Annotated in this window: 24 protein-coding genes; 12 read left to right on the forward strand and 12 right to left on the reverse strand. The window is 66.4% G+C overall.

Going from position 1 to position 23,945, the window contains the following annotated elements; genetic code table 11:
* Positions 1-26: 26 nt before the first annotated feature.
* Both MOM01_RS12265 and treS read right to left on the reverse strand, forming a co-directional pair.
* Entirely contained in the window at positions 27-1,424 is a 1,398-nt protein-coding gene (locus tag MOM01_RS12265) for a maltokinase N-terminal cap-like domain-containing protein (RefSeq protein ID WP_241385703.1), read from the reverse strand.
* On the reverse strand, positions 1,421-3,244 hold the full coding sequence (treS, locus tag MOM01_RS12270; protein ID WP_241385704.1) for a maltose alpha-D-glucosyltransferase: 1,824 nt from the start codon (positions 3,242-3,244) through the stop codon (positions 1,421-1,423). Before treS ends, MOM01_RS12265 begins: the two co-directional genes overlap by 4 nt.
* 125 nt (positions 3,245-3,369) lie before the next feature.
* On the opposite strand from treS, the gene MOM01_RS12275 reads away from it, so the two are divergent.
* On the forward strand, positions 3,370-4,554 hold the full coding sequence (locus tag MOM01_RS12275; protein WP_241385705.1) for an acyl-CoA dehydrogenase family protein: 1,185 nt from the start codon (positions 3,370-3,372) through the stop codon (positions 4,552-4,554).
* Positions 4,555-4,699: 145 nt separating this feature from the next.
* Positions 4,700-5,419, forward strand: coding sequence for a GAF and ANTAR domain-containing protein (locus tag MOM01_RS12280; RefSeq protein WP_241385706.1), 720 nt, complete (start codon positions 4,700-4,702; stop codon positions 5,417-5,419).
* A 31-nt stretch (positions 5,420-5,450) separates the two neighbouring features.
* Here MOM01_RS12280 and MOM01_RS12285 read toward each other — a convergent pair whose 3' ends face one another.
* Positions 5,451-5,912 (reverse strand): PPOX class F420-dependent oxidoreductase, encoded by a 462-nt coding sequence (locus MOM01_RS12285; RefSeq protein WP_241385707.1) that lies wholly within the window; start codon positions 5,910-5,912, stop codon positions 5,451-5,453.
* 306 nt (positions 5,913-6,218) lie between these two features.
* Between MOM01_RS12285 and MOM01_RS12290 the strand changes: the two genes are divergently transcribed.
* Positions 6,219-7,316, forward strand: coding sequence for a 3-deoxy-7-phosphoheptulonate synthase (locus MOM01_RS12290; protein ID WP_241385708.1), 1,098 nt, complete (start codon positions 6,219-6,221; stop codon positions 7,314-7,316).
* Positions 7,317-7,388: 72 nt separating this feature from the next.
* On the opposite strand, the gene thpD is transcribed toward MOM01_RS12290, so the two are convergent.
* The 3 genes from thpD to MOM01_RS12305 all read right to left on the reverse strand — a co-directional run bounded on the left by thpD (position 7,389) and on the right by MOM01_RS12305 (position 10,660).
* Positions 7,389-8,279: an ectoine hydroxylase gene (gene thpD / locus MOM01_RS12295; protein ID WP_241385709.1), complete on the reverse strand. Its 891-nt coding sequence runs from the start codon at positions 8,277-8,279 to the stop codon at positions 7,389-7,391.
* Between the two features lie 182 nt (positions 8,280-8,461).
* Positions 8,462-9,466, reverse strand: coding sequence for an AraC family transcriptional regulator (locus MOM01_RS12300; protein WP_241385710.1), 1,005 nt, complete (start codon positions 9,464-9,466; stop codon positions 8,462-8,464).
* The gene (locus MOM01_RS12305) at positions 9,467-10,660 is read right to left on the reverse strand and encodes a pyridoxal phosphate-dependent aminotransferase (RefSeq protein ID WP_241385711.1); all 1,194 of its coding nucleotides are present in this window, start codon (positions 10,658-10,660) and stop codon (positions 9,467-9,469) included.
* Positions 10,661-10,774: 114 nt separating this feature from the next.
* Here MOM01_RS12305 and MOM01_RS12310 point away from each other — a divergent pair, with 114 nt between their 5' ends.
* Positions 10,775-11,371: a carboxymuconolactone decarboxylase family protein gene (locus MOM01_RS12310; RefSeq protein ID WP_241385712.1), complete on the forward strand. Its 597-nt coding sequence runs from the start codon at positions 10,775-10,777 to the stop codon at positions 11,369-11,371.
* 3 nt (positions 11,372-11,374) lie between these two features.
* Here the strand turns inward: MOM01_RS12310 and sigJ are convergent, their stop codons facing one another.
* A complete protein-coding gene (gene sigJ, locus MOM01_RS12315; protein WP_241385713.1) occupies positions 11,375-12,298 on the reverse strand; it encodes an RNA polymerase sigma factor SigJ in 924 nt (307 codons plus the stop codon).
* A gap of 85 nt (positions 12,299-12,383) precedes the next feature.
* Between sigJ and MOM01_RS12320 the strand changes: the two genes are divergently transcribed.
* Both MOM01_RS12320 and MOM01_RS12325 read left to right on the forward strand, forming a co-directional pair.
* Positions 12,384-13,022 carry a GyrI-like domain-containing protein gene (locus tag MOM01_RS12320; RefSeq protein ID WP_241385714.1) on the forward strand — a complete coding sequence of 213 codons (639 nt, stop codon included), beginning with the start codon at positions 12,384-12,386 and terminating at the stop codon, positions 13,020-13,022.
* A 2-nt stretch (positions 13,023-13,024) separates the two neighbouring features.
* Positions 13,025-13,516 carry an NUDIX domain-containing protein gene (locus MOM01_RS12325; RefSeq protein ID WP_241385715.1) on the forward strand — a complete coding sequence of 164 codons (492 nt, stop codon included), beginning with the start codon at positions 13,025-13,027 and terminating at the stop codon, positions 13,514-13,516.
* On the opposite strand, the gene MOM01_RS12330 is transcribed toward MOM01_RS12325, so the two are convergent.
* Positions 13,501-14,196 (reverse strand): TetR/AcrR family transcriptional regulator, encoded by a 696-nt coding sequence (locus MOM01_RS12330; RefSeq protein ID WP_241385716.1) that lies wholly within the window; start codon positions 14,194-14,196, stop codon positions 13,501-13,503. The genes MOM01_RS12325 and MOM01_RS12330 overlap by 16 nt on opposite strands.
* A gap of 212 nt (positions 14,197-14,408) precedes the next feature.
* On the opposite strand from MOM01_RS12330, the gene MOM01_RS12335 reads away from it, so the two are divergent.
* Complete coding sequence (locus MOM01_RS12335) at positions 14,409-15,641, forward strand: oxygenase MpaB family protein (RefSeq protein ID WP_241385717.1); 1,233 nt, start codon at positions 14,409-14,411, stop codon at positions 15,639-15,641.
* A gap of 56 nt (positions 15,642-15,697) precedes the next feature.
* Here MOM01_RS12335 and MOM01_RS12340 read toward each other — a convergent pair whose 3' ends face one another.
* The 4 genes from MOM01_RS12340 to MOM01_RS12355 form a co-directional block, all read right to left on the reverse strand.
* Positions 15,698-16,111, reverse strand: a complete 414-nt coding sequence (locus tag MOM01_RS12340; RefSeq protein WP_241385718.1) for a DUF302 domain-containing protein — start codon at positions 16,109-16,111, stop codon at positions 15,698-15,700.
* 56 nt (positions 16,112-16,167) lie between these two features.
* Positions 16,168-16,437: a metal-sensitive transcriptional regulator gene (locus tag MOM01_RS12345; protein WP_241385719.1), complete on the reverse strand. Its 270-nt coding sequence runs from the start codon at positions 16,435-16,437 to the stop codon at positions 16,168-16,170.
* A gap of 156 nt (positions 16,438-16,593) precedes the next feature.
* Complete coding sequence (locus tag MOM01_RS12350) at positions 16,594-17,472, reverse strand: sulfite exporter TauE/SafE family protein (protein ID WP_241385720.1); 879 nt, start codon at positions 17,470-17,472, stop codon at positions 16,594-16,596.
* A 2-nt stretch (positions 17,473-17,474) separates the two neighbouring features.
* Positions 17,475-18,074, reverse strand: a complete 600-nt coding sequence (locus tag MOM01_RS12355; protein WP_241385721.1) for a rhodanese-like domain-containing protein — start codon at positions 18,072-18,074, stop codon at positions 17,475-17,477.
* A 175-nt stretch (positions 18,075-18,249) separates the two neighbouring features.
* Here MOM01_RS12355 and MOM01_RS12360 point away from each other — a divergent pair, with 175 nt between their 5' ends.
* The 5 genes from MOM01_RS12360 (at position 18,250) to MOM01_RS12380 (ending at position 23,937) form a co-directional block, all read left to right on the forward strand.
* The gene (locus MOM01_RS12360) at positions 18,250-19,629 is read left to right on the forward strand and encodes an MBL fold metallo-hydrolase (RefSeq protein ID WP_241385722.1); all 1,380 of its coding nucleotides are present in this window, start codon (positions 18,250-18,252) and stop codon (positions 19,627-19,629) included.
* Between the two features lie 474 nt (positions 19,630-20,103).
* Positions 20,104-21,189 (forward strand): ABC transporter substrate-binding protein, encoded by a 1,086-nt coding sequence (locus tag MOM01_RS12365; RefSeq protein WP_241385723.1) that lies wholly within the window; start codon positions 20,104-20,106, stop codon positions 21,187-21,189.
* Positions 21,186-22,013 (forward strand): ABC transporter ATP-binding protein, encoded by an 828-nt coding sequence (locus tag MOM01_RS12370; protein WP_241385724.1) that lies wholly within the window; start codon positions 21,186-21,188, stop codon positions 22,011-22,013. The genes MOM01_RS12365 and MOM01_RS12370 overlap by 4 nt, the downstream gene beginning before the upstream one ends.
* Positions 22,000-22,869 carry an ABC transporter permease gene (locus MOM01_RS12375; RefSeq protein ID WP_241385725.1) on the forward strand — a complete coding sequence of 290 codons (870 nt, stop codon included), beginning with the start codon at positions 22,000-22,002 and terminating at the stop codon, positions 22,867-22,869. Before MOM01_RS12370 ends, MOM01_RS12375 begins: the two co-directional genes overlap by 14 nt.
* Before the next feature lie 81 nt (positions 22,870-22,950).
* Positions 22,951-23,937 carry an LLM class F420-dependent oxidoreductase gene (locus MOM01_RS12380; RefSeq protein ID WP_241385726.1) on the forward strand — a complete coding sequence of 329 codons (987 nt, stop codon included), beginning with the start codon at positions 22,951-22,953 and terminating at the stop codon, positions 23,935-23,937.
* The last annotated feature ends 8 nt before the right edge of the window (positions 23,938-23,945 follow it).

A 23,945-nucleotide genomic window follows, 5' to 3' on the forward strand; every position in this document is an offset into this window, starting at 1 on the left:
CCGCGGCACCTCCCCCTTTCGCGCGTTCACATCGCGGTCAGGCGCCGGATCGCCTCGAGCGGCAGATGCAGCCAGGAGGGCCGGTGCCGCGCTTCGTAGACCACCTCGTAGACGGCCTTGTCCAATTCGTACGCCCGGAGCAGGACACCCGAGTCCCGCGGATCGGTTCCCGAGGCCGCCGCATAGCCTTCGCAGAAAGCGGCGCAATTACGTTCGGCCCATTCCCGTGCGCGGAACTCCCGCTGGGAGGCCACCGCCGCTCCCTGCTGGGATTCGCGAACGGAATGGTGCGCCGCGTAGTCGAAGGATCGCAGTATCCCGGCCACATCACGGAAAGGATGGTCGGGCTTGCGGCGTTCCTCGAGGGACTTCACCGGTTCGCCTTCGAAGTCGATGAGCAGCCAGCGTTCGGGGGTACGCAGCACCTGGCCGAGATGCAGGTCGCCGTGGATGCGATGGACGGGCACCCGGCCCAGCCCGGCGAACTCCTCGAAACGCGCCCGGATCGCCGGCGCGAGTTCGGAGAGTTCGGCGACCTCTGCTGCCGCACCTTCGAGGCGGCCGATCATGCCCTCGCTCAATTCCGCCGCCGTTCGTTCGCCGGTGCCGAGGGCAGCCACGAGGTGGGCGTGGACATCGGCGACGGCCGCGCCGATCCGCTGGGATTCACCCGCGAAGTCGGTCCCCACCTCGTCGGCCCGCAGGTCTCCTTCGATGAGCAGATCCCGGACGCTCCCGAGCGCCATCGACCAGCCGTCCGCCGAGTTGGCCGCGAAGTCCTGCACCATCGCCAGCGTCGTGCGGACGTCCTCGACCTCCGCCTCGATCCAGGCGCGGATGGGCGAAATCGATCTGCAGCCGACCTCGCCGAGCGCGAGCGGCAACTCGACGTCGGGGTTGATGCCCAGGGTCAACCGCCGGAACATCTTGAGTAGCAGCTTCTCTCCGAGGACGACGGAGCTGTTGGACTGCTCCGCGCTCAGGGCGCGGCCGCGCAGGCCGGGTTCGATGACCGAGCCGGGAACGTTGTGGAGTTCGACGGGTCCGCTCGTCGTGCCGCTCGCCAGATTCCGGGAGTAGCGGTCGAGGATCTCCTGATCACGCAGTCCGTCGTAGACGTAGACGCTCCGGCCGCGGGACTCGTCGGGACCGGCCACGGTCCACTGCTGCAAGTCGTCGGGCAGATGCGGCCGGTAGCCCAGCGGTACCTGGTAGATCTGATCGGCTGCCGACTCGAACGAGACCTTCACCAGCAGGTGATCGGCTCCGAACCCGGGTTCCTCGACGAGCGGATCGCGCAGGAGGACGCGAACGCCGGTGAGGGTCTGGCCCTTCGCTGCGAACCAGCGCTGGTGCGGCATCCACTCGCGCAGGTCGGTGACGAGTTGCGCCTCCGGATAGAGTTCCGTGTTCGCTGTGGTCATGGCTGCACCGCCGCTTCTGCTTCGCTGCTCACCGGGTGCTCGCCCGGTCCCTCCTTCGCGGGGTCGGGCTGCAGGGCGAACCAGAAGAACCCGTGGCCGGGCAGGGTGATCATGTAGCCCTCCTCCGTGATCGTCGGGAACGGGACGGAGCCGGTCAACTCCACCGGGATCCATCCGGCGAAGCGCGACAGATCCAGAACCACGCCCTGGGGATAGCGAGAAAGGTTGTTCACGCACAGGATGACGTCGCTGTAGTTGCGTTCCGGGCCCGGTGGCATCTCGCGCAGATAGGACAGGATCGCCGGATTGGCACTGCCGAGTTCGGTGAACGACGCCTTGCCGAAGGCGGGATGCTGCTTGCGGACCTGGATCATCCGGCGCGTCCAGTGCAACAGCGAATTCGTCGAGTTCATCTGCGATTCGACGTTCACCGCCTGGTATCCGTAGGTGGGATCCATGATGACCGGCAGGTACAACCGTCCCGGGTCCGCGCGGGAGAAGCCGGCATTGCGATCGGGGGACCATTGCATGGCGGTGCGCACCGCGTCGCGGTCGCCGAGCCAGATGTTGTCGCCCATTCCGATCTCGTCGCCGTAGTAGAGGACGGGGGAACCGGGCAGGCTCAGCAGCAGGGCGGTGAAGAGTTCGAGCTGATTGCGGTCGTTCTCGAGCAGTGGTGCCAGACGCCGCCGGATCCCGATGTTGGCGCGCATCCGAGGATCGGTGACGTATTCGGCGTACATGTAGTCGCGTTCTTCGTCGGTCACCATCTCGAGGGTCAGTTCGTCGTGGTTGCGCAGGAAGATGCCCCACTGGGCCGTTCGGGGAATGGCCGGCGTCTGCGCGAGGATCTCGGAGATGGGGAAGCGGTTCTGCCGGCGCACCGCCATGAAGATGCGTGGCATCAGCGGGAAATGGAATGCCATATGGCATTCGTCGCCGATCTCCGGTTCGCCGAAGTACTCGACGACGTCGGTGGGCCACTGGTTCGCTTCGGCCAGCATCACCCGGCCCGGATACTCGGCATCGATCACCGCCCGGCACTTCTTGAGGAAGGCGTGGGTCTCCGGGAGGTTCTCGCAGTTCGTCCCCTCACGTTCGAACAGATAGGGGACGGCATCGAGGCGGAAGCCGTCGATGCCCAGATCGAGCCAGAAACGCAGGACGTCGAGCATCGCGTCCTGCACCTCGGGGTTGTCGTAGTTCAGGTCGGGCTGATGCGAGAAGAACCGGTGCCAGTAGTACTGCTTGCGCACCGGGTCCCAGGTCCAGTTCGACGTCTCGGTGTCGACGAAGATGATGCGGGCTTCCTGATAGCGGTCGTCGACGTCCGACCACACGTAGAAGTCGCCGTACGGCCCGTCCGGGTCGGTTCGCGATTCCTGGAACCACGCGTGGGTGTCGGACGTGTGGTTCATGACGAGATCGGTGATGACGCGGATGCCCCTCTTGTGCGCCTCGTCGAGGAACGTCACGAAATCGTCGACCGTGCCGAATTCCGGTAGCACACCACGGAAGTCACGGATGTCGTATCCACCGTCCCGGAGCGGGGAATCGTAGAAGGGCGGCAGCCAGATGCAGTCGGCTCCGAGCCAGGCGATGTAGTCGAGCTTCTCGGTCAGCCCTCGCAGGTCGCCGGTGCCGTCGTTGTTCGAGTCGTTGAAGGCGCGGACGAGGACCTCGTAGAACACCGCGGTCTTGAACCAATCGGGGTCCACCGGGAGGCTGCGCGCATGGGCGAAATCCTCGGCCCGGTTCTCGACGAGGTGTCCGTCGGCAGTGTGTTCGTACTCCGGTACTCGGTCGGACGGATCCGGCATGGCACCTCCGTGCTCGTCGCGTCACAGGATGGACTCGACCCAGAATGCCCCGGCCGACGGATTTCCACACCCGGAGCGGACCGAACCCTATGTGAGCGCACATGTGTGCCGATACATTGGCGGGCATGACTGCGAACCGGCCCGAAGGGCGGGTGGCCGAGTTGTGCACCCGCATGCGCTCGTTCATCGACGACGAGGTGATTCCCCTCGAACCTGCCCTGAGCCGGCACGACGGGGAGGGCGCCGAGGCGCTCGCCGGACTGAAGTCCCGGGCGAAGGAACTGGGCCTGTGGGCACTGGGACATCCCGAGGAGATGGGTGGCGGCGGCGTTCCCTTCCTCGACTTCGTCTATCTCAACGAGATCATCGGCCGCTCCGAATACGGCCAGCTCGCGGTCGGATCGGTGTCCATGCAGGACGCGCTCATGATCCAGAGGCACGGCACCGCCGAACAACGCGATCGCTGGATTCCGGGTCTCGTCTCCGGCGACATCCTGCCGTCGGTCGGCATGACCGAACCCGAAGTGGCGGGATCCGATCCGGTACTCGTGCAGACCACCGCCCGCCTCGAAGGCGGTGAGTGGGTGATCGACGGGCACAAGTGGTTCACGACCGGTGCCGCGCAGGCAGGCTACTGCACGGTCTTCGCGCGTACCGAACCCGAATCGACGCCGTTGCACCGCAGTATCAGCGCGATCATCGTTCCCATCGACACTCCCGGACTGGAGATCGTGCGGTCGATCCCCACGATGGGGCACGAGCCGAGCGATCACTACGAAGTGAGGTACACCGGTGTGCGGGTGCCCGAGGAGAACGTGCTCGGTGAACGCGGGAACGGATTCGTCGTCGCGCAGGACAGGCTCGGGCCGGGGCGCATCTTCCACTGCATGCGGTGGCTCGGGCAGGCGCAGCGGGCCTTCGAACTCATGTGTGCCCGCGCGAACAGCCGGTTCGCCCACGGGTCCCTGCTCGCGGAGAAGGGGGAGATCCAGCGGTACATCGCCGAATCCGCCGCCGACATCCAGGCGGCCAGACTGATGACCCTCGACGCGGCGCGAGTGATGGACGCCGGCGAGGACGCCCGGATCCAGATCGGGCTCATCAAGTTCCGGGGGGCGAAGATGCTGCACGATGTCGTCGACCGCGCGATCCAGGTGCACGGCGCGCTCGGGCTCACTGCCGACACACCGCTCGAGGGGATGTATCGGCGGGCCCGCTACGCCCGCATCTACGACGGTCCCGACGAGGTGCACCGTATGTCCACGGCCAGGAGGATGTTGCGGGATCCGGACCGGGTTCCCTGGCGATAGAAACCCTTCGCGAGAACGGGCCGGACGCAGCGGTTCTCGTCGCGGCTTCCCCGGACCGGGGGCCGATCGGACGACGTGACAGGGTACGACGGGCTCCCCGCCTAGGGTCTTTCGGCGTCGCGGATCGCCGATGCAACCATGTGGCGTGGCAGTGGGTGAATTCGGCGACGCGGACCCGATGCACGACGACTCGTGCGAGGTGCGCTTGTGGGGTCGGCTCGACAGTGCGGCGCGACGGATGTATTCCGAAGGCACCTGCCTCGACGACACCCTGCGCGTGATCACTTCGGCAGCCGTCGACCTGATCCCGGGTGCCGAGCATGCCGGCATCTCCTTGCGGACCTCCGGTCTCCGCTTCGATTCCCGTGCCGCGACCGGCCGGCTCCCGACGGTGCTCGACACTCTGCAGCAGGAAACCGGAGAAGGCCCCTGTGTGGAGTCGATGCAGGAGAGAGGGACCGTTCTCGTCGACGACATGCGCGTCGAGAAGCGGTGGCCGAATTTCGCTTCCGAGGCGGTGGTGCTGGGCGCGGGCTCTCTTCTGGCGCTGTGCCTCTACACCGGCGACGTGCACGGTGTCCTGCACGTGCACAGTTCCTGCCCAGGGGCGTTCGACCACCGCAGCGTCGATATCGGTACGCGCTTGGCGACCCACGCGGCGATCGCGGTGATCGCCGCGTCGCGGGAGGAACAGCTACGTTCCGCTCTCGCCTCACGCGACATGATCGGGCAGGCCACGGGGATACTCATGGAACGCTTCGAAGTGGATGCCGACGAAGCGTTCGCCCTGCTCAGGAAGCTGTCGCAGGAACGCAACGTGCCCCTGCGCCGGATCGCGGGATATGTGGTCGATGCAGGACGATGAAGAAGCGGAAGGACCGGTGCGTGCGGCCGCCTCAGGCCGTTTCGGGTGGGAAACCTCCGGTGGCCACCGGTCCCCAGCGTGACGGCGTGATCCGGATCAGCGACTTGCCCTGATCGCGCATCGCCTGCCGGTACTCATCCCAGTCCGAATGCTCACCGGCGATGTTGCGGAAGTACTCGACGAACGGTTCGACGTCGTCCTGGGCGTCGACCACCTCCGCGGTTCCGTCGATCTGTACCCACGCGTCGTTCCAGTCGTCCGACAGCACGACGACGCCGACCTCGGGACGGGCACGGGCATTGCGGGTCTTGGCGCGTTGCGGATAGGTGGCGATCACGATCCGTCCGTCGTCGTCCACGCCACCGGTGACGGGCGAGGCCTGGGGGGTGCCGTCGTCGCGTCGGGTGAGGAGAATCATCCGGTGCCGCGGGCGGACGAAATCCAGCAGTTCTCCGAGTCCGACGACCGTGTTCGTGGCGATCTTGCGGGCCATGCGCGTACTCCTGTTCGGGCAGGTGACCACTCGGGAGGCGCCGGGATGCGATCGCAGGTGGACGCGCCGCCGGCGAATCGCAGTATGCAGCGCCGTAGCCGTAGCTGTTGACAGGCGCGCCGCGACTGCTGGTACAGTCCGAAACCATGCAGCGTGCATATTTCTGGTTTAGCAGGCCGGCCCTGGGTGGGTCGGTCGGCGTGACCACGCGCTGACCTCTTCACCTACGAGCCGGATCAGACCGGCTCGTAGGAATCACAGGTTCTCTCGGGTCGGACTCCGAACCACCGAGAACAGGAACCATCGATGAGCCCCACCACCGGAACAGCAACCACCGGAATCTCCACGTCGAATCTCGACGAACAGCGCACGGTCAAGGTCAGTCCTCTCGTCGCGCCGTCTGCGATCCGCGCAGAGTTCGCGCCCGACGCGGTGGTCGCCGCAACCGTCCGCTCGGGTCGTGCAGGTACGGTCGACATCCTCGACGGGACCGACGACCGCCTCGTGGTCGTGGTCGGACCCTGCTCCGTACACGACCCCGCCGCCGCGATGGACTACGCCCGCCGTCTGGCCGCCAAGGCCGAGGAACTGCGCGACGACCTGCACATCGTGATGCGTGTGTACTTCGAGAAGCCGCGCACCACCCTCGGCTGGAAGGGCCTGCTCAACGACCCGCACCTCGACGGGACCTTCGACATCAACACCGGCCTGCGCATCGGCCGCAAGTTGCTGCTCGACGTCTCCGGGCTCGGACTTCCCGTCGGCTGCGAGTTCCTCGATCCGATCCTGCCGCAGTACTACGCAGACCTCGTGACCTACGGTGCCATCGGTGCGCGCACGGCCGCGAGCCAGGTGCACCGTCAGCTGTGCAGCGCCTTGTCGATGCCCGTCGGTATCAAGAACTCCACCGAGGGCGACGTGCAGGTCGCGGTGGACGGCACGCGCGCCGCAGCCGCCAGCCATGTCTTCCCGGGCACCGACCTCGACGGCCAGGCCGCGCTGATCGAGACCGTCGGCAACCCCGACTGCCACGTCATCCTGCGCGGCGGGAGTGCGGGACCGAACTACGACGCCGAGACCGTCGCCGACACCATGGCGCGGCTGCGCAAGGCAGGACTGCCCGAACGGGTCGTCATCGACGCCAGCCACGGCAACAGCCGTAAGGACCACAACAAGCAGGTCGACGTCGTCACCGAGATCGCCGAGCGGATCGAGGCCGGTGAGAAGGGGATCGTCGGGCTCATGCTCGAGAGCTTCATCGAAGCCGGACGTCAGGATCTGACCCTCGGAGAGGCCGACAAGCTCGACTACGGCAAGTCGATCACCGACGCCTGCATCGACTGGTCCACCACCGCGACACAGCTCGACCGGCTGGCGCACGCGGTGCGTACCCGCCGCGGCTGAGTACCGACGAGGTGAGCGGCCGACGCGACTCGGCCGGGGACGGAGCCGTCCCCGGCCGAGTGTCGGTGCTGATCACCGTAGTGGTGTGAAGTCGCGGCTGCCGAGATAGGACGGACGCGGCTTGGGCGCGGCGAAGGGCTCGACGAGGGTGTTCTCGACACTATTGAAGACGACGAACAGGTTCGAGCGAGGGAACGGGGTGATGTTCCCGTTCGAGCCGTGCATGCAGTTCGAATCGAAGACCGTCGCCGATCCGGCCGGGCCGGTGAAGGTGGCGATCCCGTGCTCGGCGGCCAGACGGGTGAGGGTGTCCTCGTCCGGGGAGCCGGTGGGCGGTACGTGGGTGACGAGCGACTGGCGGAAGTAGTCCTCCGGGGTCTCGCCCGCACACGAGACGTACGTCCTGTGCGAGCCGGGCATGATCATCAGCCCGCCGTTGAAACCGTAGTTCTCGGTGAGGGCGATCGAGATGCTCAGCGCACGCGGCTTGGGCATGCCGTCCTCGGCGTGCCAGGTCTCGAAGTCCGAATGCCAGTAGAACGGGCCTCCACGGAAACCCGGTTTGACGTTGAGCCGGGACTGGTGGACGTACACATCGGAGCCGAGCAACTGCCGTGCGATGCCGACGATCTGGGGCCTGCGGATGATCGAATCCACGAGATCGCTCAGACGGTGCACATCGAAGACCGACCGGACGTCGCCGCTGCCCTGTTCGCGGACGACGCGTTCGTCGTCACCGAGCTCGCGGCCGAGTCGCGACGTCTCCTCCAGTAGGTTCCCGACGTCGTTCGCCGCGAGAAGCCCTTCGGCAGTGTGGAATCCGCGGCGGTCGTACTCGGCTACGGCCGCTGCGTCGAGTGGTCCGTCGGTGGCCGTGCCCCAGACAGCGGGGTCTTTCCTCTCGGTGGATTCGCATGTCGCGCGACCCCGAGTCGGATAGTCGTCGTGAACGATCGTGTGCATGGCTCGAAGATCACCCTCTCGAAAGTCGATGACGGTTCGCTTCCGACGGTCCCATTGAAGATGCACGAATGCAAGCCGGCAGGGTGTGGGGGACCCATGCCGTAACCGCTGGTCGAATCGCGTTTCGGAGTGCGAGGGCTGGGGTATTCGGCGCGGTTGTCGCGTTTGCCGGAATGTGGCCGTCAGCGGTGTTCGCGGTATGCGCGGGGGGTGTTCCCCGTCCACCTCTTGAACGCGCGGCGGAAAGCGCTGGGTTCGGAGAAGCCGAGTCGCGAGGACAGATCGTCGACGGCCTCGCCACGCCGGAGACCGGCGATCGCCAGATCGCGGAGAACCTCTTCCCGCAGTTGCCCCAAGGAGGTGCCTTCCTGCCGGAGCAGGCGCCTCAGGTGCGGTGGGCTCACGGCGAGCCTGCCGGCGATGTCTTCCGCGGTCGCCGTACGTCCTTCGATGCCGGATTCGAAGATCCTGCGTACCTGCGCCGATACAGTGGACTCGTAATCACGTTCCGAGAGAATCAAATTCGGAGAATCACGCAGATACTCCTCGAGGGATTCCTCCGTCTGGACGAGGGGAGACTTCAGTGCGGCGTTGTCGATCTCGAGAGCCGCGCGTCCGGCCCCGAAGGTCACCGGAACCCCGAAGATCGCGTCGTAACTGCGGGCGAGCACGGGATCGGGTTCGGTGTACGGCAGGAACACCGATTCGAGCCGCACGCGCCCTCCCACCAGCCACGCGGCGAACCGGTGCAGCAGCATGAGAAGGAAATCGACCACCACGCGGGTCTTGTCGTCCACTGTGTCCGGAAGTCCGACATCGAGATAGGTGGTGGACTCCCCGGGAGTCAGGCTCAGTTGCGGCAGTGAGCGGATGACATGGTTCACCTCGATCATCCGCCGTAGTGCGTGGTCGAGATCCGGCCGGTGGATGAGGGTCAGGCACATGACGCGGAAGGTTCCACGAGGCACGGGCGCCGGTGCGATACCGAACAGTTCGTCGTCGGTGATCTGCCAGACCGTCTGCGTGAAGCGACTGACCTGCTCCGGGGTGAGCCGTGCGTGAGGATGGACGAGAACGGCGCGGCTGATACGCGCTGCTTCGAGTGCGGGCTGAAGGTCGATTCCCTCCTCGGCTCCCACCCGCACGGCTCGCGAGACGAAGTCGGACGGAATGGTCGGTCGCGACATCTAGTGGGCCCCCTGCAATCCGTCCAACCGAGCGACCGCTTCGGCGAGTACCTCGTCTCGTTTGCAGAATGCGAAGCGCACCAGATGATTCCACGATGCGGAGTCGTCGGCGAAGACGCTCACCGGCACTGCTGCGACGCCGATCCTCCCGGGCAGTTCCCGGCAGAAGTCGACCGCGTCCGTGCGTCCGAGCGGCCTCAGGTCCGCGCACACGAAGTACGTTCCGGCAGAGTCGAACACCGTCAGTCCTGCATCGGAGAGAGCGCGGGAGAGGAACGTGCGCTTGCGCTGGAGATCGTCGCGCATCGACACGATCCACTCCTGTTCGTGCGTCAGCGCGTGCGCGACCGCCGGCTGGAAGGGCGCGCCCCCCACGAACGTCATGAACTGTTTGGCGGCGCGGACCCCGTCGATCAGTTCGCGTGGACCGATCGCCCACCCGATCTTCCAGCCGGTGACGTTGAACGTCTTGGCGGCGCTGGACACCGTGACCGTCCGTTCTGCCATACCCGGCAACGATGCGAGCGGGATGTGTGCGCGGCCGTCGAAGACCAGATGCTCGTACACCTCGTCCGAGAGCACCAGCAGGTCGCGCTCGCAGGCCAGCTCGGCCAGCGCGGTCAGCGAATCGAGGTCGTAGACGGTGCCGGTGGGATTGTGCGGGCTGTTGACGACCAGCATGCGGGTGCGGTCGGTCACCGCTGTCCGCAGGGCGTCCACGTCGAGCACGAAACCGTCTCCGGAGGGAGTGAGCGGCACGGTGCGTCGCGTCGCGCCGGCGAGGGCGACCGACGCGGCATACGAGTCGTAGTACGGCTCCGTGAGCAGCACCTCCTCCCCCGGCTCCACGAGACCGAGAATGGCGGCGCTGATCGCTTCGGTGGCTCCGACGGTGACGAGAACCTCCGACTCCGGGTCGTGCCGGAGGCCGTAGCGCGCGGCACGATCGGCCGAGACGGCCTCCCTCAGGACGGGCATGCCCGATCCGGGTGGATACTGGTTGACTCCGTCCGCGATGGCACGCCGGGCGATCTCGAGCATCGCGGAGGGTCCGTCGACGTCGGGAAAGCCCTGCCCGAGGTTGATCGCGTCGTGCCGGACGGCGAGTTCGGTCATCTCGGCGAAGATCGTGGAGATGAACGGTCGTAGCCGGGAGACCGTACGAACCCGTCCGGAAGTCGTCGAGTCAGCCATTCCTGCAGCGTAGCGCCCGCGGTGTCACATCCGTGCCCCCCGCCTCGTCTCCATGGTGAAGACCACTGCGGATCCGAGGGGCTGCCCCGCGGACCACACCGGAAGGACATAGTCATGGCACGACTCGAAGCCGTCACTCCCGACCGCGCCGGCATCGCGACCCGCGCGATGTATGCCATCGCCCGTCGCAGATTCGGGTCGGTGCCCGAACCTTTCGCCGTGACGGCTCACCACCCGGCGTTGATGCGTGCGGCCGGCATCCACGAGATGCTCGCCGACAGGGCCTCCACGGTCCTGCCCGCTGCGGTCCGCGAGATCGCGGTGTACCGCGTCGCGTGGACCGTCGGATGTTCGTGGTGCATCGATTTCGGGACGATGCTGCAGCGGCTCGACGGACTCGACACCGAGCGTCTCGCACACATCGCAGGGTTCGAGACCTCCGACCTCTACACCGACGACGAGAAGGCCGCGATCGCCTATGCGGACGCGATGACCGGGGACGTGGCGACAGTCGTGACCGACGAGCAGGTCGCTGATCTCGAGCGTCGATTCGGAGCGGCGGGGGTGGTGGAGCTGACCTATCAGATCGCACTGGAGAACATGCGTGCGCGCATGAACTCGGCTCTGGGGATACATGATCAGGGCTTCAGTACCGACGCCTGCCGAGTGCCGTGGGCCGAACCACGGGAACTCGAGGCCGAAGGCGACTGACCGTTACTCGAAGAGTCCTGGGGACAGCAGTATTCCGCGTCTCAGCTTCACGGGGTTGGCCATGTCGTAGGCGGCCCACACGCGCCCCTCCCGAACGGTCCACGCGCTCACCCGCGGAGGAATTGCCGCCCGGCCGTCCGCGGCGGGGAGACCTCGATGGAGCAGGCCGAGTTCGCCGTTCACCCGCACCGGCTCCGAGGACGTCAGCGCCTCCGCGCCGTGGAGTCGCAGCAGGCCGAGGAAGAATCGCGCCACCCTGTCGGCGCCGACGAGGATGTTCAATGCGGTGCGAGCCGTGCCTCCCGCATCGCCGATCATCCGTGCGTCGGGGTGGAGCGCGGCGACGACCGCATCGATGTCCGCTGCCGCGAAGGCAGCCACGAGTCGCCCCACGGCCTCCTCGTGTTCGGCAGGTGAGGCCGGCGGCGGAGCCGAGGACACCGTGCGGCGGGCGCGGGAAGCCAGCTGGCGGGCGGTCGGGACCGCAACGTCGAGAATGCGTGCGATGTCGTCGAACGGAATGTCGAACGCGTCGTGGAGAACGAACGCGATGCGCTGGGCGGGGGTCAGGCTGTCCAGCACGACGAGTGCGGCCAGCCGGTTGTCCTCGTCGCGCACGATCTCGTCGAGTGGGTCCCGAGGAGCCGAAGAGCCGAGGGGCGTCACGACCGGCTCGGGCAGCCATTGACCGGTATAGGTTTCACGGCGCACCGCGGCCGAGCGCAGCCTGTCGAGGCACAACCGCCCCACGACTGTGGTCAGCCAGGCACGCAGGTCACGGATCCCGGCGAGATCGGTGCCCGCGAGCCGTAACCAGGCGTCCTGCACGGCATCCTCGGAATCGGCGATGCTGCCGGTGAGGCGATACGCCACCGCCAGCAGATGGGCGCGGTGCTCTTCGAACGCTGCCGTGCTCTTCTCGAGCATGGGTCGATGTTAGGCGAATCCGTCGCCGGAATCCGCTTGTACATCCCGCCGGGGGCATATCCTCGTCCTCGACCGGGAGGGTGCCGTGGACAGATACGACATCAAGCGTGAGTACCGCGAGCTGTACACGTGTTCGGCCGAGGAGTTCACGGAAGTGCACGTGCCGGAATTCGCCTATCTGGCAGTGGACGGCAAAGGCGATCCCAACAGTTCGCAGGAGTACGCCGACGCCGTCGCAGCGCTGTACTCGGCTGCGTACACCGCGAAGTTCACCTCGAAGAAGGTTCTCGGGCGTGATTTCGTGGTCGGCCCCCTCGAGGGACTGTGGTGGAGTGAGGACATGACCGCCTTCCACGCCCGCGACAAGTCGTCGTGGTCGTGGCGCATGCTGATCGTGCAACCGCCTTGGGTCACCGACGAGATGATGACCGACGCGGTCGCGGCAGCCGCGGACAGGAGCGCCGCGAAGAGGAAACCCCTTCCCTCTCTGCCGCGGGTACATCCCTTCCGCATGACGGAGGGGAGATGTCTGCAGATCCTGCACATCGGGCCGTACGACGAGGAGGGGCCCACCCTCGAACGCCTGCACGCGCAGGTGATGCCCGCGCTCGGTCTGGGATTCGCGGGAGAACACCACGAGATCTACCTCGGTGATCCACGCCGTAGTGCTCCGGAGAGGCTGAGAACCGTTCTGCGTCAACCCGTCACAGAGGTCCGGGAGTAGCGATGGCCGTGACCAGCGCGGGTCTGCTGTTCTATCGCATCGACGACACCGGTCTCCTCCGTCTCTGGCTCGTCCATCCGGGTGGCCCGTACTGGAAGGGCAAGGAGGAGGCGGCGTGGTCGGTTCCCAAGGGGGAGTACGGACCTGAGGAGGACCCCCGGGAGGTGGCGCTGCGCGAGTTCACCGAGGAATGCGGGATCGCTCCTCCGGAGGTTCCGTTGTTGCTGCTCGGGCGTTACCGGCAGTCGTCGGGAAAGATCATCAGCATCTACGCGGGAGAGACGACGGACGAACTCGAGTTCGTCGGGAGCAATACGTGCGAGATCGAATGGCCGCCACGGTCCGGTCGGCGCATCACGATTCCCGAGGTCGACGACGCTCGCTGGGTGGTTGCCGCCGACGCGGAATCGAAGCTGCATACAGGGCAGCGACCGGTGCTCGATGCCCTGCGTGCGCGCCTGGACGAGATCGGCCGGTACTACCGCGTCGAGTGATCGGTGGGGCACACCATCGGGACCAGGAACTGCCGGGCGATGGACACCAATGCGTCCTCGTCGTCGAGATCGACGACATGGCTGGGCGTCGTGAGGAACGACGCGGAGATGCGGACGAGCATCTCCGCCACCAGGTCGGTGTTGAGATCGGCCGAAATGGTTCCCGCATGTTGCTCGCGGTGCAGCTGGCCCGCGACGAAACGGCGGACGGCGGCGAGCATCCGCCCTTCGTCGCCTCCGATCGCGCCGGCGAACAGAGCCGGTTCGGTCTCGAGCAGGTTGCCGATCAGCCTGTTGGTGCGAATCGCCCGGAGCGCACTGACGAAACCGGCCACCACGCGGTCGGCGACGGTCTCGGCCTGGGCGATGTCTTCGAGGAACTGCAGGAAGTAGCGGCGGAACTCGCGCAGGATGACCTCGTCGACGAGTACGTCCTTGGTGGCGAACTTGCGGTAGAGCGTGATCCGGGAGAGCTTCGCGCGACGCGCGATCTCCTCCATCGACGAGCGCTGGATGCCCGTTCGGCAGAACTGCTCGTAGGCCGCATCGAGTAGTCGGGTGCGGGTGTCGTCGGCCTCGACACCGTCGTCGGTGTCGGCGGGTGCGAGCAGGGCATCATGGAAGGCGCGCTCGAGCAGGGAGGACGACTCCGCGGTGGGGGGCTCCGGAGAGGAACGCACGGGCCCGTCGGATACCGGCTGTGGGATCGACGACGCAGTTTCCACATGTCCTCCTCGAGACCTCGAGTCTAGCGTTCTCCGACCCGCGACCGAGGACACCGCAGGTGGCGCCACCGGATGTGTTGTGACCGGGGCCACTGTGTGCTTCCATGTTACAGAGAAACTACGAATGTTTCATTGCATCATCGACGAGTGGTAAGGGGAGCGACCACATGGAGAATCCGAGCAGACGCAACGTCCTGAAAGCAGGGGGCCTCATGGGAGCCCTGGGGGCGTTCGCGGTGGCTGCGCCGGCCGCGGCCGGCGCACGGCCGTGGCGGTGGTCACCGGCCGGATCGATTCCGGGTACGGGCAGCGGCGCCGATCCACGACAGGTGTGGGACACGGAAGCCGATCCGCTCGTCGCGTCCTTGCTCGATCGTGGCGACGTGCCGAGGGTCAACGAACTGCTCCGTACGTGGACGAAGAACTCCCAGCCGCTGCCCGAAGGGTTGCCGAACGATCTTCGGGACTTCATGGAGCATGCTCGGCAGCTCCCGTCCTGGGCGGATCCGGCCAAGCTCGCGACAGCGGTGGAGTTCAACGAGAAGCGCGGTCTGTATCTCGGCGTGCTGTACGGCTTCGCGAGCGGGATGATGAGTACGGTCATCCCGAAGGAGGCGCTCGCGGTCTACTACTCCAAGGGCGGCGCGAACATGAAGCGCCGCATCTCGAAGACCGCCAAGCTCGGCTACGACATCGGTTCTCGCAACGCCTATCTGGGTGACGGCGAGATGATCGTCACCGCGGTCAAGACCAGGCTCGTGCACGCCGCGGTCCGGCACCTGCTCCCGCAGTCCCCGCACTGGGCTCATGTTGCGCCGGAAGAGATTCCGATCAGTCAGCACGACATGATGGTCACCTGGCACAGTCTGCCCACCACCGTCATGCGGACGTTGAAGCAGTGGAAGGTTCCCATCCCCGAGGCGGAGGCCACCGGATTCCTGCACTCGTGGCAGGTCAGTGCCCACATGCTCGGTATCGAGGATCAGTACATCCCGGCCACCTGGGACGACGCGGAATCCCAGGCGCAGCAGTCGCTCGATCCGATCCTGGCTCCCACTCCCGAGGGGGTGAAGCTCGCCGACATGCTGCTCGATCTCGGCGCCGGACTCGACTTCACTCTGCTGACCCGCCCGATCCTCGGCGCACTCACCCGATTCGTCCTCGGCAACGAGATCGCCGACTGGCTGAACATTCCCCGCGAACCCGTATGGGGAACGTTGCTGGACGTCGCATGGGGACCCTTCATCGCGGTGCGTGAAGGACTGCTGCCGCTTCCGCTGGCGCCGGACGCCTACTGGACGTTCGACGAACTGTTGCGCCAGTTCGTCCTGCTCTACATGTCGGAGCTGCGGCCGATCAGCATCGAGATCCCGGAATTCAACAATCCGAACTATCCCTGACCCACCCACGGCGAAGGCCGGCACAGTCGATGTGCCGGCCTTCGTGGTGTCCGTCCTCAGTTCTTCGCGGCGTCGGATCTCAGGGAGTCGATGGCGGCCTGCAATGCTGCGGTGGCATCGTCGGCGACCTCCGCGAGTCCCGGCTGATCGGCGACCTGAACCATCATCTGCGGGTTCATGGCGTCGACCACGACCCTCTCCGGGGCGTCCGGGTCGGTGCGCACGACGACATTGCAGGGGAGGAGCAGGCCGATCTGCCGGTCGACCGTCACCGCCCGGTGCGCCAGCGGAGGATTGCAGGCGCCGAGGATCACGTAGTTCTCCATGTCCTCGCCGAGCTTCGCCTTCAGGGTTGCTTGCATGTCGATTTCGGTGAGCACACCGAATCCCTGCTCGGACAGAGCCGTGCGGGTGCGCTCGACGGCCTCGGGGAACGAGGTGTGCAGAGTGGCCGACAGTGCGAGTGCCATGGATCTCCTGCCTTTCTCGTGAACGGGCCTGGTCAGGCTGTCCTGAACGGGCCTGGTCAGGCCAGGGTGAGGAAGAGCTTCTCGAGCTCGGCCTCCGTCATCGGTTCCTTGCCGTCCTTGCTCGTCTCGGTCAGGCACTCCTTCAGGCCCGTCGCGACGATCTTGAAGCCGGCGCGGTCCAGTGCGCGTGATACCGCGGCGAGCTGGGTGACGACGTCCTTGCACTCGCGGCCCTGCTCGATCATCGAGATCACTCCGGCGAGCTGGCCTTGTGCGCGGCGCAACCGGTTGAGTACCAATGCAATGCTGTCTTCGTCGCCGACCATGAAGGGTCCTTTCCTAGTCCTGGATGCCAGTGTACCCCCGGGGGTATCTTGCCGAGGTGTGAGTTGTGTGACCGACTCGCCGCGGCCGCCCATGAGTGTGGCATCCCTCGCACCACCGGCTCGAAGCACCACGACGAGCAGGGCGGTCGCGTCCGGTCAGCCCGCCGCGAGGGAGGCGTGCGTTCGTCCGCCGAGTCGTTGCAGGGGGCAATGCTCCATGCGGTTGCAGGTGTAGGTGGCACCGGCGGCTGCCACGGTGAGTGCCGCCGCGGCGATGCCGACGCCGGGATGGATCTCCTGCGCGAGGATCACCGAGGACATGATCAGGACGAACCAGCCGAAGCTCTTGCGCAGGGTATCCGGATCGACGAGCGAGGTCAGGCGGCCACCGATGAGGCTGCCCACCACGGCGGCGCCGGTGACCATCGCGGCCAGGCGCCAGTCGATCTGCACGGTGGACAGATAGCCGCCGAGTCCGGCGAAGGACTTCATGGCGATCACGATGAGCGACGTACCCACCGCGACCGGCATGGGAAGGCCGCCGAGCAGCGCCAGGGCGGGCACGACGAGGAAGCCGCCGCCGGCGCCGACGAGCCCTGTGACCAGGCCGACGACCACGCCGTCGAGCAGGATCTTGCCGACGGGCATCGAGCGGTCGCCTTCACCGCCGGCAGTCTTGTTCCTGCGGCCGCGCAACATGGCGATCGCGGTGGCGATCATCATCACGGCGAAGGCGAGCAACAGGACGGTGCCGGGGATGAAGCGCGAGAGCAGGCCACCGCCGTAGGCGCCGACCATGCCCGCCAGGCCGAACAGGATCCCGGTGCGCCACTGGACCCGGCCGGCGCGCGCATGGGAGATCGCGCCGACCGCGCTGGTGACACCCACGACCAGCAGCGAAGTGGCGATCGCCTCCTTGGCGTCCATGCCGGCGACATATGCCAGGAGAGGGACTGTGAGTATCGAGCCTCCACCGCCGAGCAATCCGAGGGTGACCCCGACGAGGACTGCCAGCGACACGGTCAACGCGATCACGATCAGTTCCTCTCGGTGCGTTCGGTATTCGACTCGACCAGGTGCGCCACGATGCTGGGGGCGTCGCACGAGGCGCCGCGGTTGTAGGGCAGCTTGGACAGCAACATGCCCATCGCGCAGGTGTCGGAGAGTGCGGCGAAGGTCAATCCACCGCCGATTCCGGCGGCGAGCCACTTGAGCTTCGGCACGGCGATGCTGCCGAGGATCGAGCCGAGCACGAGCGAGCCGGCGACGAGCCGAACCTGGCGCTCGAGGTCCCAGCGTTCGGCACCCCGGTTGACGGGCAGCCCGGCCGCCTCCCAGGCGAGCATGCCGCCGTCGAGGATGTGGACGTTGAACAACCCTGCGGCGCGCAGGGTTTCTTCGGCCTGGCCCGCGCGCTGACCGGAACGACACACCAGCACGACGTTCTCGTCGAAATGGGCGCAGAACTCGTCGCGGTGCTCGCGCAGCAGATCCAGGGGGACGTTGTAGGCGCCGGGAATGTGCACGGACTCGAACTCGCCCGGGGTCCGGACGTCGATGATGCGCACGTTCTTGCCGGAATCGATCGACTCGCGCAAGGAGCCGGGATCGACGGTGGCAGCGGGGGACTCGGGCATGAAGTGGCCTTTCGATGGGGGCGGGGGCGGGGAGGGGCATTACGAAGGTGCCCCCGGGGGTATTCTCGGGATCATCGTACACATACCCCTGGGGGTACTTGACATACCCTAGGGGGTATATGCCAGGATGTCTACATCCCCCGGAACGCCACCGGATCCAGCAACGGAGGAATCCATGATTCTCGAGCAGTACTACATCGAGTGCCTCTCCCACGCGTCCTATCTCATCGGTGACGAGAGCACGGGTCGGGCCGTCGTCGTCGACCCCCGTCGCGACATCACCGAATACCTTTCCGACGCAGAGAAATACGGACTGACCATCGAAGGTGTGATCAACACCCACTTCCACGCCGACTTCGTCTCCGGTCACCTCGAACTGGTCGACGCCACAGGCGCGTGGATCGGCTTCGGCGAGGCTGCCGAGACCGACTACCCGATCCGTCGCCTGCGCGACGGTGAGAAACTGTCCCTCGGCGAGGTGGAACTCGGCATCCTGTCCACCCCGGGCCACACCTGGGAATCGATCTCGGTGCTGGTGCGCGAACGCCCCGACGCCGTCCCGGCCGCCGTGCTCACCGGGGACTCCCTGTTCATCGGTGACGTCGGCCGGCCGGACCTGGTCAACCTCGGGGACGGCTCCACCAGCGACCTCGCGCGTGCCATGTACCACACCGTGCACGAGAAGCTGCTGACGCTACCCGACGAGGTCGTCGTCATGCCCGCTCACGGTGCCGGTTCGTCGTGTGGGAAGAACCTGTCGACGGAACTCACCTCCACCATCGGTGAGCAGCGCGCTACCAACCCGTCCGTGCAGCCGATGAGCGAGGACGAGTTCGTGGCTCTGGTCACCGAGGGGCAGCCGGCGGCGCCGTCGTACTTCTCGGTCGATGCTGCGATGAACAAGCGGATGCATCCGCTTCTCGTGCAGGACCGCGCGATTCCCGAGCTGAGTCCCGAGCAGGTCGCGGCGGAACTCGCCGCCGGCACGCGCGTTCTCGATGCGCGCAGCGTCGACGATTTCGCTGCCGGGCATCTGCGTGGTTCGGTGAACGTCGGATTCGACGGGCGTTTCGCCGAGACCGGCGGCATGGTCGCCGAAGTCGGCGAGAAGATCGTCCTGATCACCTATCCCGGCGAGGAGCAGGACGCCGCGGTTCGCCTGGCGCGAATCGGATCCGACGGTGCAGCAGGGTATCTGAACGTCGATCGTGACGGAGTGTTCCCGCAGGCACTCGCCGGCCTGGTCGAAACCGCCTCCCGGACGACGGTAGAGGAACTCGACCGGGCGCTCGCCGCCGGCGCGGTCACCCTCGTCGACATCCGGAATCCCGGCGAACGCGAATTCGGAACGATTCCGGGTGCGATCCCGATCCCGTTGGCACAGTTGCGGTCCCGACTGGACCACGTGCCTGCCGGCAAACCGATCGTCGTGCACTGTGCAGGTGGATGGCGTTCGAGCGTGGCAGCTTCGCTGCTGCGCGCCCACGGCTTCGAGAACGTCACGGATCTGCTCGGCGGTTACAACGCCTGGGCCGAATCCCACGTCCCTGCCTGACCATCCGTCTCCGACCCGCTCGTGACCGTACGGGTCCGTAGCGAACTTCTCCCGAGGAGGATTCCATGTGTTACCCCGTCGCCTGCCCGGCCTGCGGAAAGACCGGTTGGGGTGGATGCGGACAGCATGTCGACGCCGTCATGCGGTCGGTGCCCGCAGCCGATCGCTGCACCTGCGACCAGGCCGCGGCCTCGGCCCGTCCCGAGCGCCGGAGCATACGTTCGTTCTTCCGTCGCTGACCGCGGCGCAACCACGACGACGCTCACGGGCCGAGATCCGGAGAATCGAGCGTGTCCATCACGACGAAGGCCGGCACAGTCGATGTGCCGGCCTTCGTCGTGCCCGGACGAGGAGGTGTACTTCCGATCACGGTGCGCGCAATCGTTGTGACCGGCGCGCTTCCGAGGTGATGCTGTCCCGGTCGCAGCACATCTCCGCGCCCCTACCGGGGACCGTCACGAGGACTCGAAGCCGATGCCCGAATACGCTCTGCGCACACGATATCTGCGCGCCGTCGCCGCCGTCGCGACGTTTCTCGCGCTCGGCTCCGCCGCAACCGCATGCTCGGGATCCGAGACGACCTTCGCGGCCGACGGCCGGACAGTGCTGCGCTACGAAGGCTCGGCCGGCCAGGTCGTCTTTCCCGAACTCGCCGAGGCCCTGGGCTATTTCGAGGACGTCCGGCTCGAATGGATCGGGGACAACACCAACGGCCCGCAATCGTTGCAGAACACCGCCACGAAGCAGGTCGACGTCGGTGGGGCGTTCAACGGTGCCGTGATCAAGGCCCAGGTCGGAGGCTCGCCGTTGACCTCCGTGCTCTCCTACTACGGATCCGACGAGCAGACCTTCACCGGATACTACGTCCTCGGGGACAGTCCCATCCGTACCGCCCGCGACCTGATCGGCAAGAAGGTCGGTATGAACACCCTCGGCGCCCATCACGAATTCCTCGTCCGCGAATGGCTTGCACAACAGGGACTCACGCCGGAGGAGATCGCCCGGGTCGAGCTCGTCGTGGTGCCTCCGGTCAACACCGAACAGGCCCTGCGGGAAGGACAGATCGACGTCGGCACGCTCGGCAGCGTCTTCCGCGAGACCGCAGTCGAACGGGGCGGAATCAGACCGCTGTTCACCGACGAATCCCTCTTCGGATCGTTCTCCTACGGAACCCTGGCCTTCCGTGTCGACTTCATCGCACACAACCGCGAAGCCGTCGCGGATTTCGTGCAGGGCACCGCGCGGGCCATCCGCTGGACTCAGGTGACCCCGCGCGACGAGGTGATCGCGAAGTACAAGGAGATCATCTCGGGTCGCGGCCGCAACGAATCGACCGATCTCGTCGAGTACTGGCGCAGCCCCGGCGTCGCCGGTGCCGGGGGAGTGATCACCGATCAGGAGATCCGGACGTGGATCGACTGGCTCACCCGCAACGGTGAGCTCGACGAAGGGCGGATCGAGGTCTCCGACGTGTACACCAACGAATTCAATCCGTATGCCGACGGCACCTACGAGCCCGGGAGCGGCCCGAACGGGGAAGTCGTGGAGGAGGCGAAGTGAGCACACCGAAACTCCGGATCGAGCACGTGACGAAGACATTCCCCGTCCGCGGCGCGAACGCGACGCTCACCGCACTCGACGACATCAGCATCGACCTCGACGACGGGGAATTCCTCGTGGTGGTCGGCCCCAGCGGTTGCGGAAAGTCCACACTGCTGGACCTTCTCGGCGGTCTTACCACGCCGACGTCGGGGCGGATCCTGCTCGACGGTGAACCCGTCACCGGTCCTGCCCTGGACCGCGGAATCGTCTTCCAGCAGTACGCGCTGCTTCCCTGGCGCACCGCCCGCAGCAACATCGAGTTCGGCCTCGAAGCGAAGGGCCTTCCGAAGAAGGCGCGTCGCGAACTCGCCGAGCACTATCTCGAACTCGTGGGCCTGCACGGTTTCGGTGACCGCTACCCGCACGAGTTGTCGGGTGGAATGAAGCAGCGTGTCGCCATCGCGCGCAGCCTCGCCTTCGATCCCGAAGTGCTGCTCATGGACGAGCCGTTCGCGGCACTCGACGCGCAGACCCGGGAATCCCTGCAGGACGAGCTGCTGCGTATCAGGCGCGAGACGGGCAAGACCATCCTCTTCATCACCCACGGCATCGACGAGGCCGTCTATCTCGGGCAGCGCGTCGCGGTCCTCACCTCCCGGCCCGGCCGGATCAAGACGGTCGTCGAGGTGGACATCGATCGCGACGTCGACGACGTCCGCTCGAGTGAAGCATTCCGGAACCTGCGGCACGACATCTGGTCGCTGCTCCACTCCGAAGTGACTCGCGCCCGCGACCTCGAACTCGCCACCGCATCGGAAGAAGGCCGGCATGTCCACCACTAGCGAGTCCCTTCCGAAGGTCGCGCTGAACGAGCCGTGGGAGCCGGCCTTCCCGCCGGCGCCGGTATCGGTACGCGCTCCCGGAATCGGCCGGCGCACCGGCGCATTCGTGTGGCGCCTCCTCACACCCGCTGTCGCGATCGCCGCATTTCTCGCGCTGTGGGAGATCGCCCCGCGAACCGGACTCGTCGACGAGGTATTCCTGCCTCCCTTCACCACCGTGATCGGAGCCTTCGCGGACCTGGTCGGCAGCGGGGGCCTCGCCGACCACCTGGCGGCCAGTCTGTCCCGCGCGCTCGTCGGATTCTCCGTCGCGGTCGTGGTGGCCGTCCCGCTGGGCGTGGCCATCGGCTGGTACAAACCCGTCGCCGACCTGCTGAATCCGATCCTCGAGGTGTTCCGGAACACGGCTGCGCTGGCGTTGTTGCCGGTGTTCGTCCTGATCCTGGGTATCGGAGAGACCTCCAAGATCGCGTTGGTGATCTACGCGTGCACCTTCCCGATCCTTCTCAACACCATCTCCGGTGTGCGCACGGTGGACCCGCTGCTGATCAAGTCGGCCCGATCGCTGGGACTGCCCTCCTATCGGTTGTTCCAGAAGGTGGTCCTGCCCGCTGCGGTGCCGACGATCTTCACCGGGATCCGTATGGCGGCGGCGTCGTCGATCCTCGTTCTCATCGCCGCCGAGATGGTCGGGGCGAAGGCCGGTCTCGGTTATCTCGTCACCGCGTCCCAGTTGAACTTCCGCATTCCCGACATGTATGCGGGGATCATCGCGATCTCACTCGTCGGGCTGGTCTTCAACGGCATCCTGGTCTCGGTGGAACGTCGGCTGTCACGATGGCGCGCCGATCGGTGAACTCGCGGTGCTCACGTCGCACACTGGGCAGTGGCGCCGGGTGGACCGGCACCACACTGTCACTTCGACCCGAGGACCCATATGCGTTTCGGACTGTTCGTTCCCCAGGGCTGGCGACTGGATCTCGTCGGCATCGACCCCGCCGAGCAGTGGTCGGTGATGCGCGACCTCGCGGTACGCGCAGACGGCGGGCTGTGGGAATCGATCTGGGTGTACGACCACTTCCACACCGTCCCCGAACCCACCGAGGAAGCAACCCACGAGGCATGGACCCTGGTCTCGGCTTTCGCGGCCGTCACCGAGCGTGTGCGGATCGGCCAGATGTGCACGGCCATGGGTTACCGCAATCCCGCCTACCTCGCAAAGGTCGCGGCGACCGCCGACATCATCTCCGGCGGACGGATCGAGATGGGAATCGGTGGTGGCTGGTACGAGCACGAATGGCGTGCCTACGGTTACGGATTCCCGTCCGCCGGTGAGCGGCTGCGCCGGCTCGAGGAAGGGGTCGAGATCTTCCGGCAGGCATGGACCACCGGCTCCGCGACTCTCGCCGGACGGTACTACGACGTCGACGGTGCGATCGTCCGGCCGTTGCCGCTGCAGGAGGGTGGTATCCCGCTGTGGATCGCCGGCGGCGGCGAGAAGGTGACGTTGAAGATCGCGGCGAAATACGCGCAGTACACCAACTTCGACGGCACACCGGAAGGGTTCGCTCACAAATCGGCCGTCCTGCGCGAGCACTGTGCGCAGCTCGGCACCGACTTCGACGCCATCGTGCGCTCCGCCAACTACAACGTGGCGATCGGCCGCACCGAAGCCGAGGTGCAGGAGCGGCTCGAGACGTTGCGTGCCCGTCTCGAACCGATCGTCGGATCCGAGAAGGCCGAGGGTGCCCTCGACGCCTTCCGGGGAATGCCTGCGGTGGGCACCCCTGAGCAGATCGTCGAGAATCTCACGGCGTTGAAGAAGCAGGGACTCGAGTACGCGATCTTCTACGTCCCGGAAGCCGCCTACGACACCTCGGGGCTCGAACTTCTCGAGAAGGAAGTGCTCCCGCACCTCGCGTGATTCCTCTA

Origin of the sequence: Rhodococcus sp. CH91 (genome assembly GCF_022554085.1) — a bacterium.
Taxonomy (GTDB): domain Bacteria; phylum Actinomycetota; class Actinomycetes; order Mycobacteriales; family Mycobacteriaceae; genus Rhodococcus.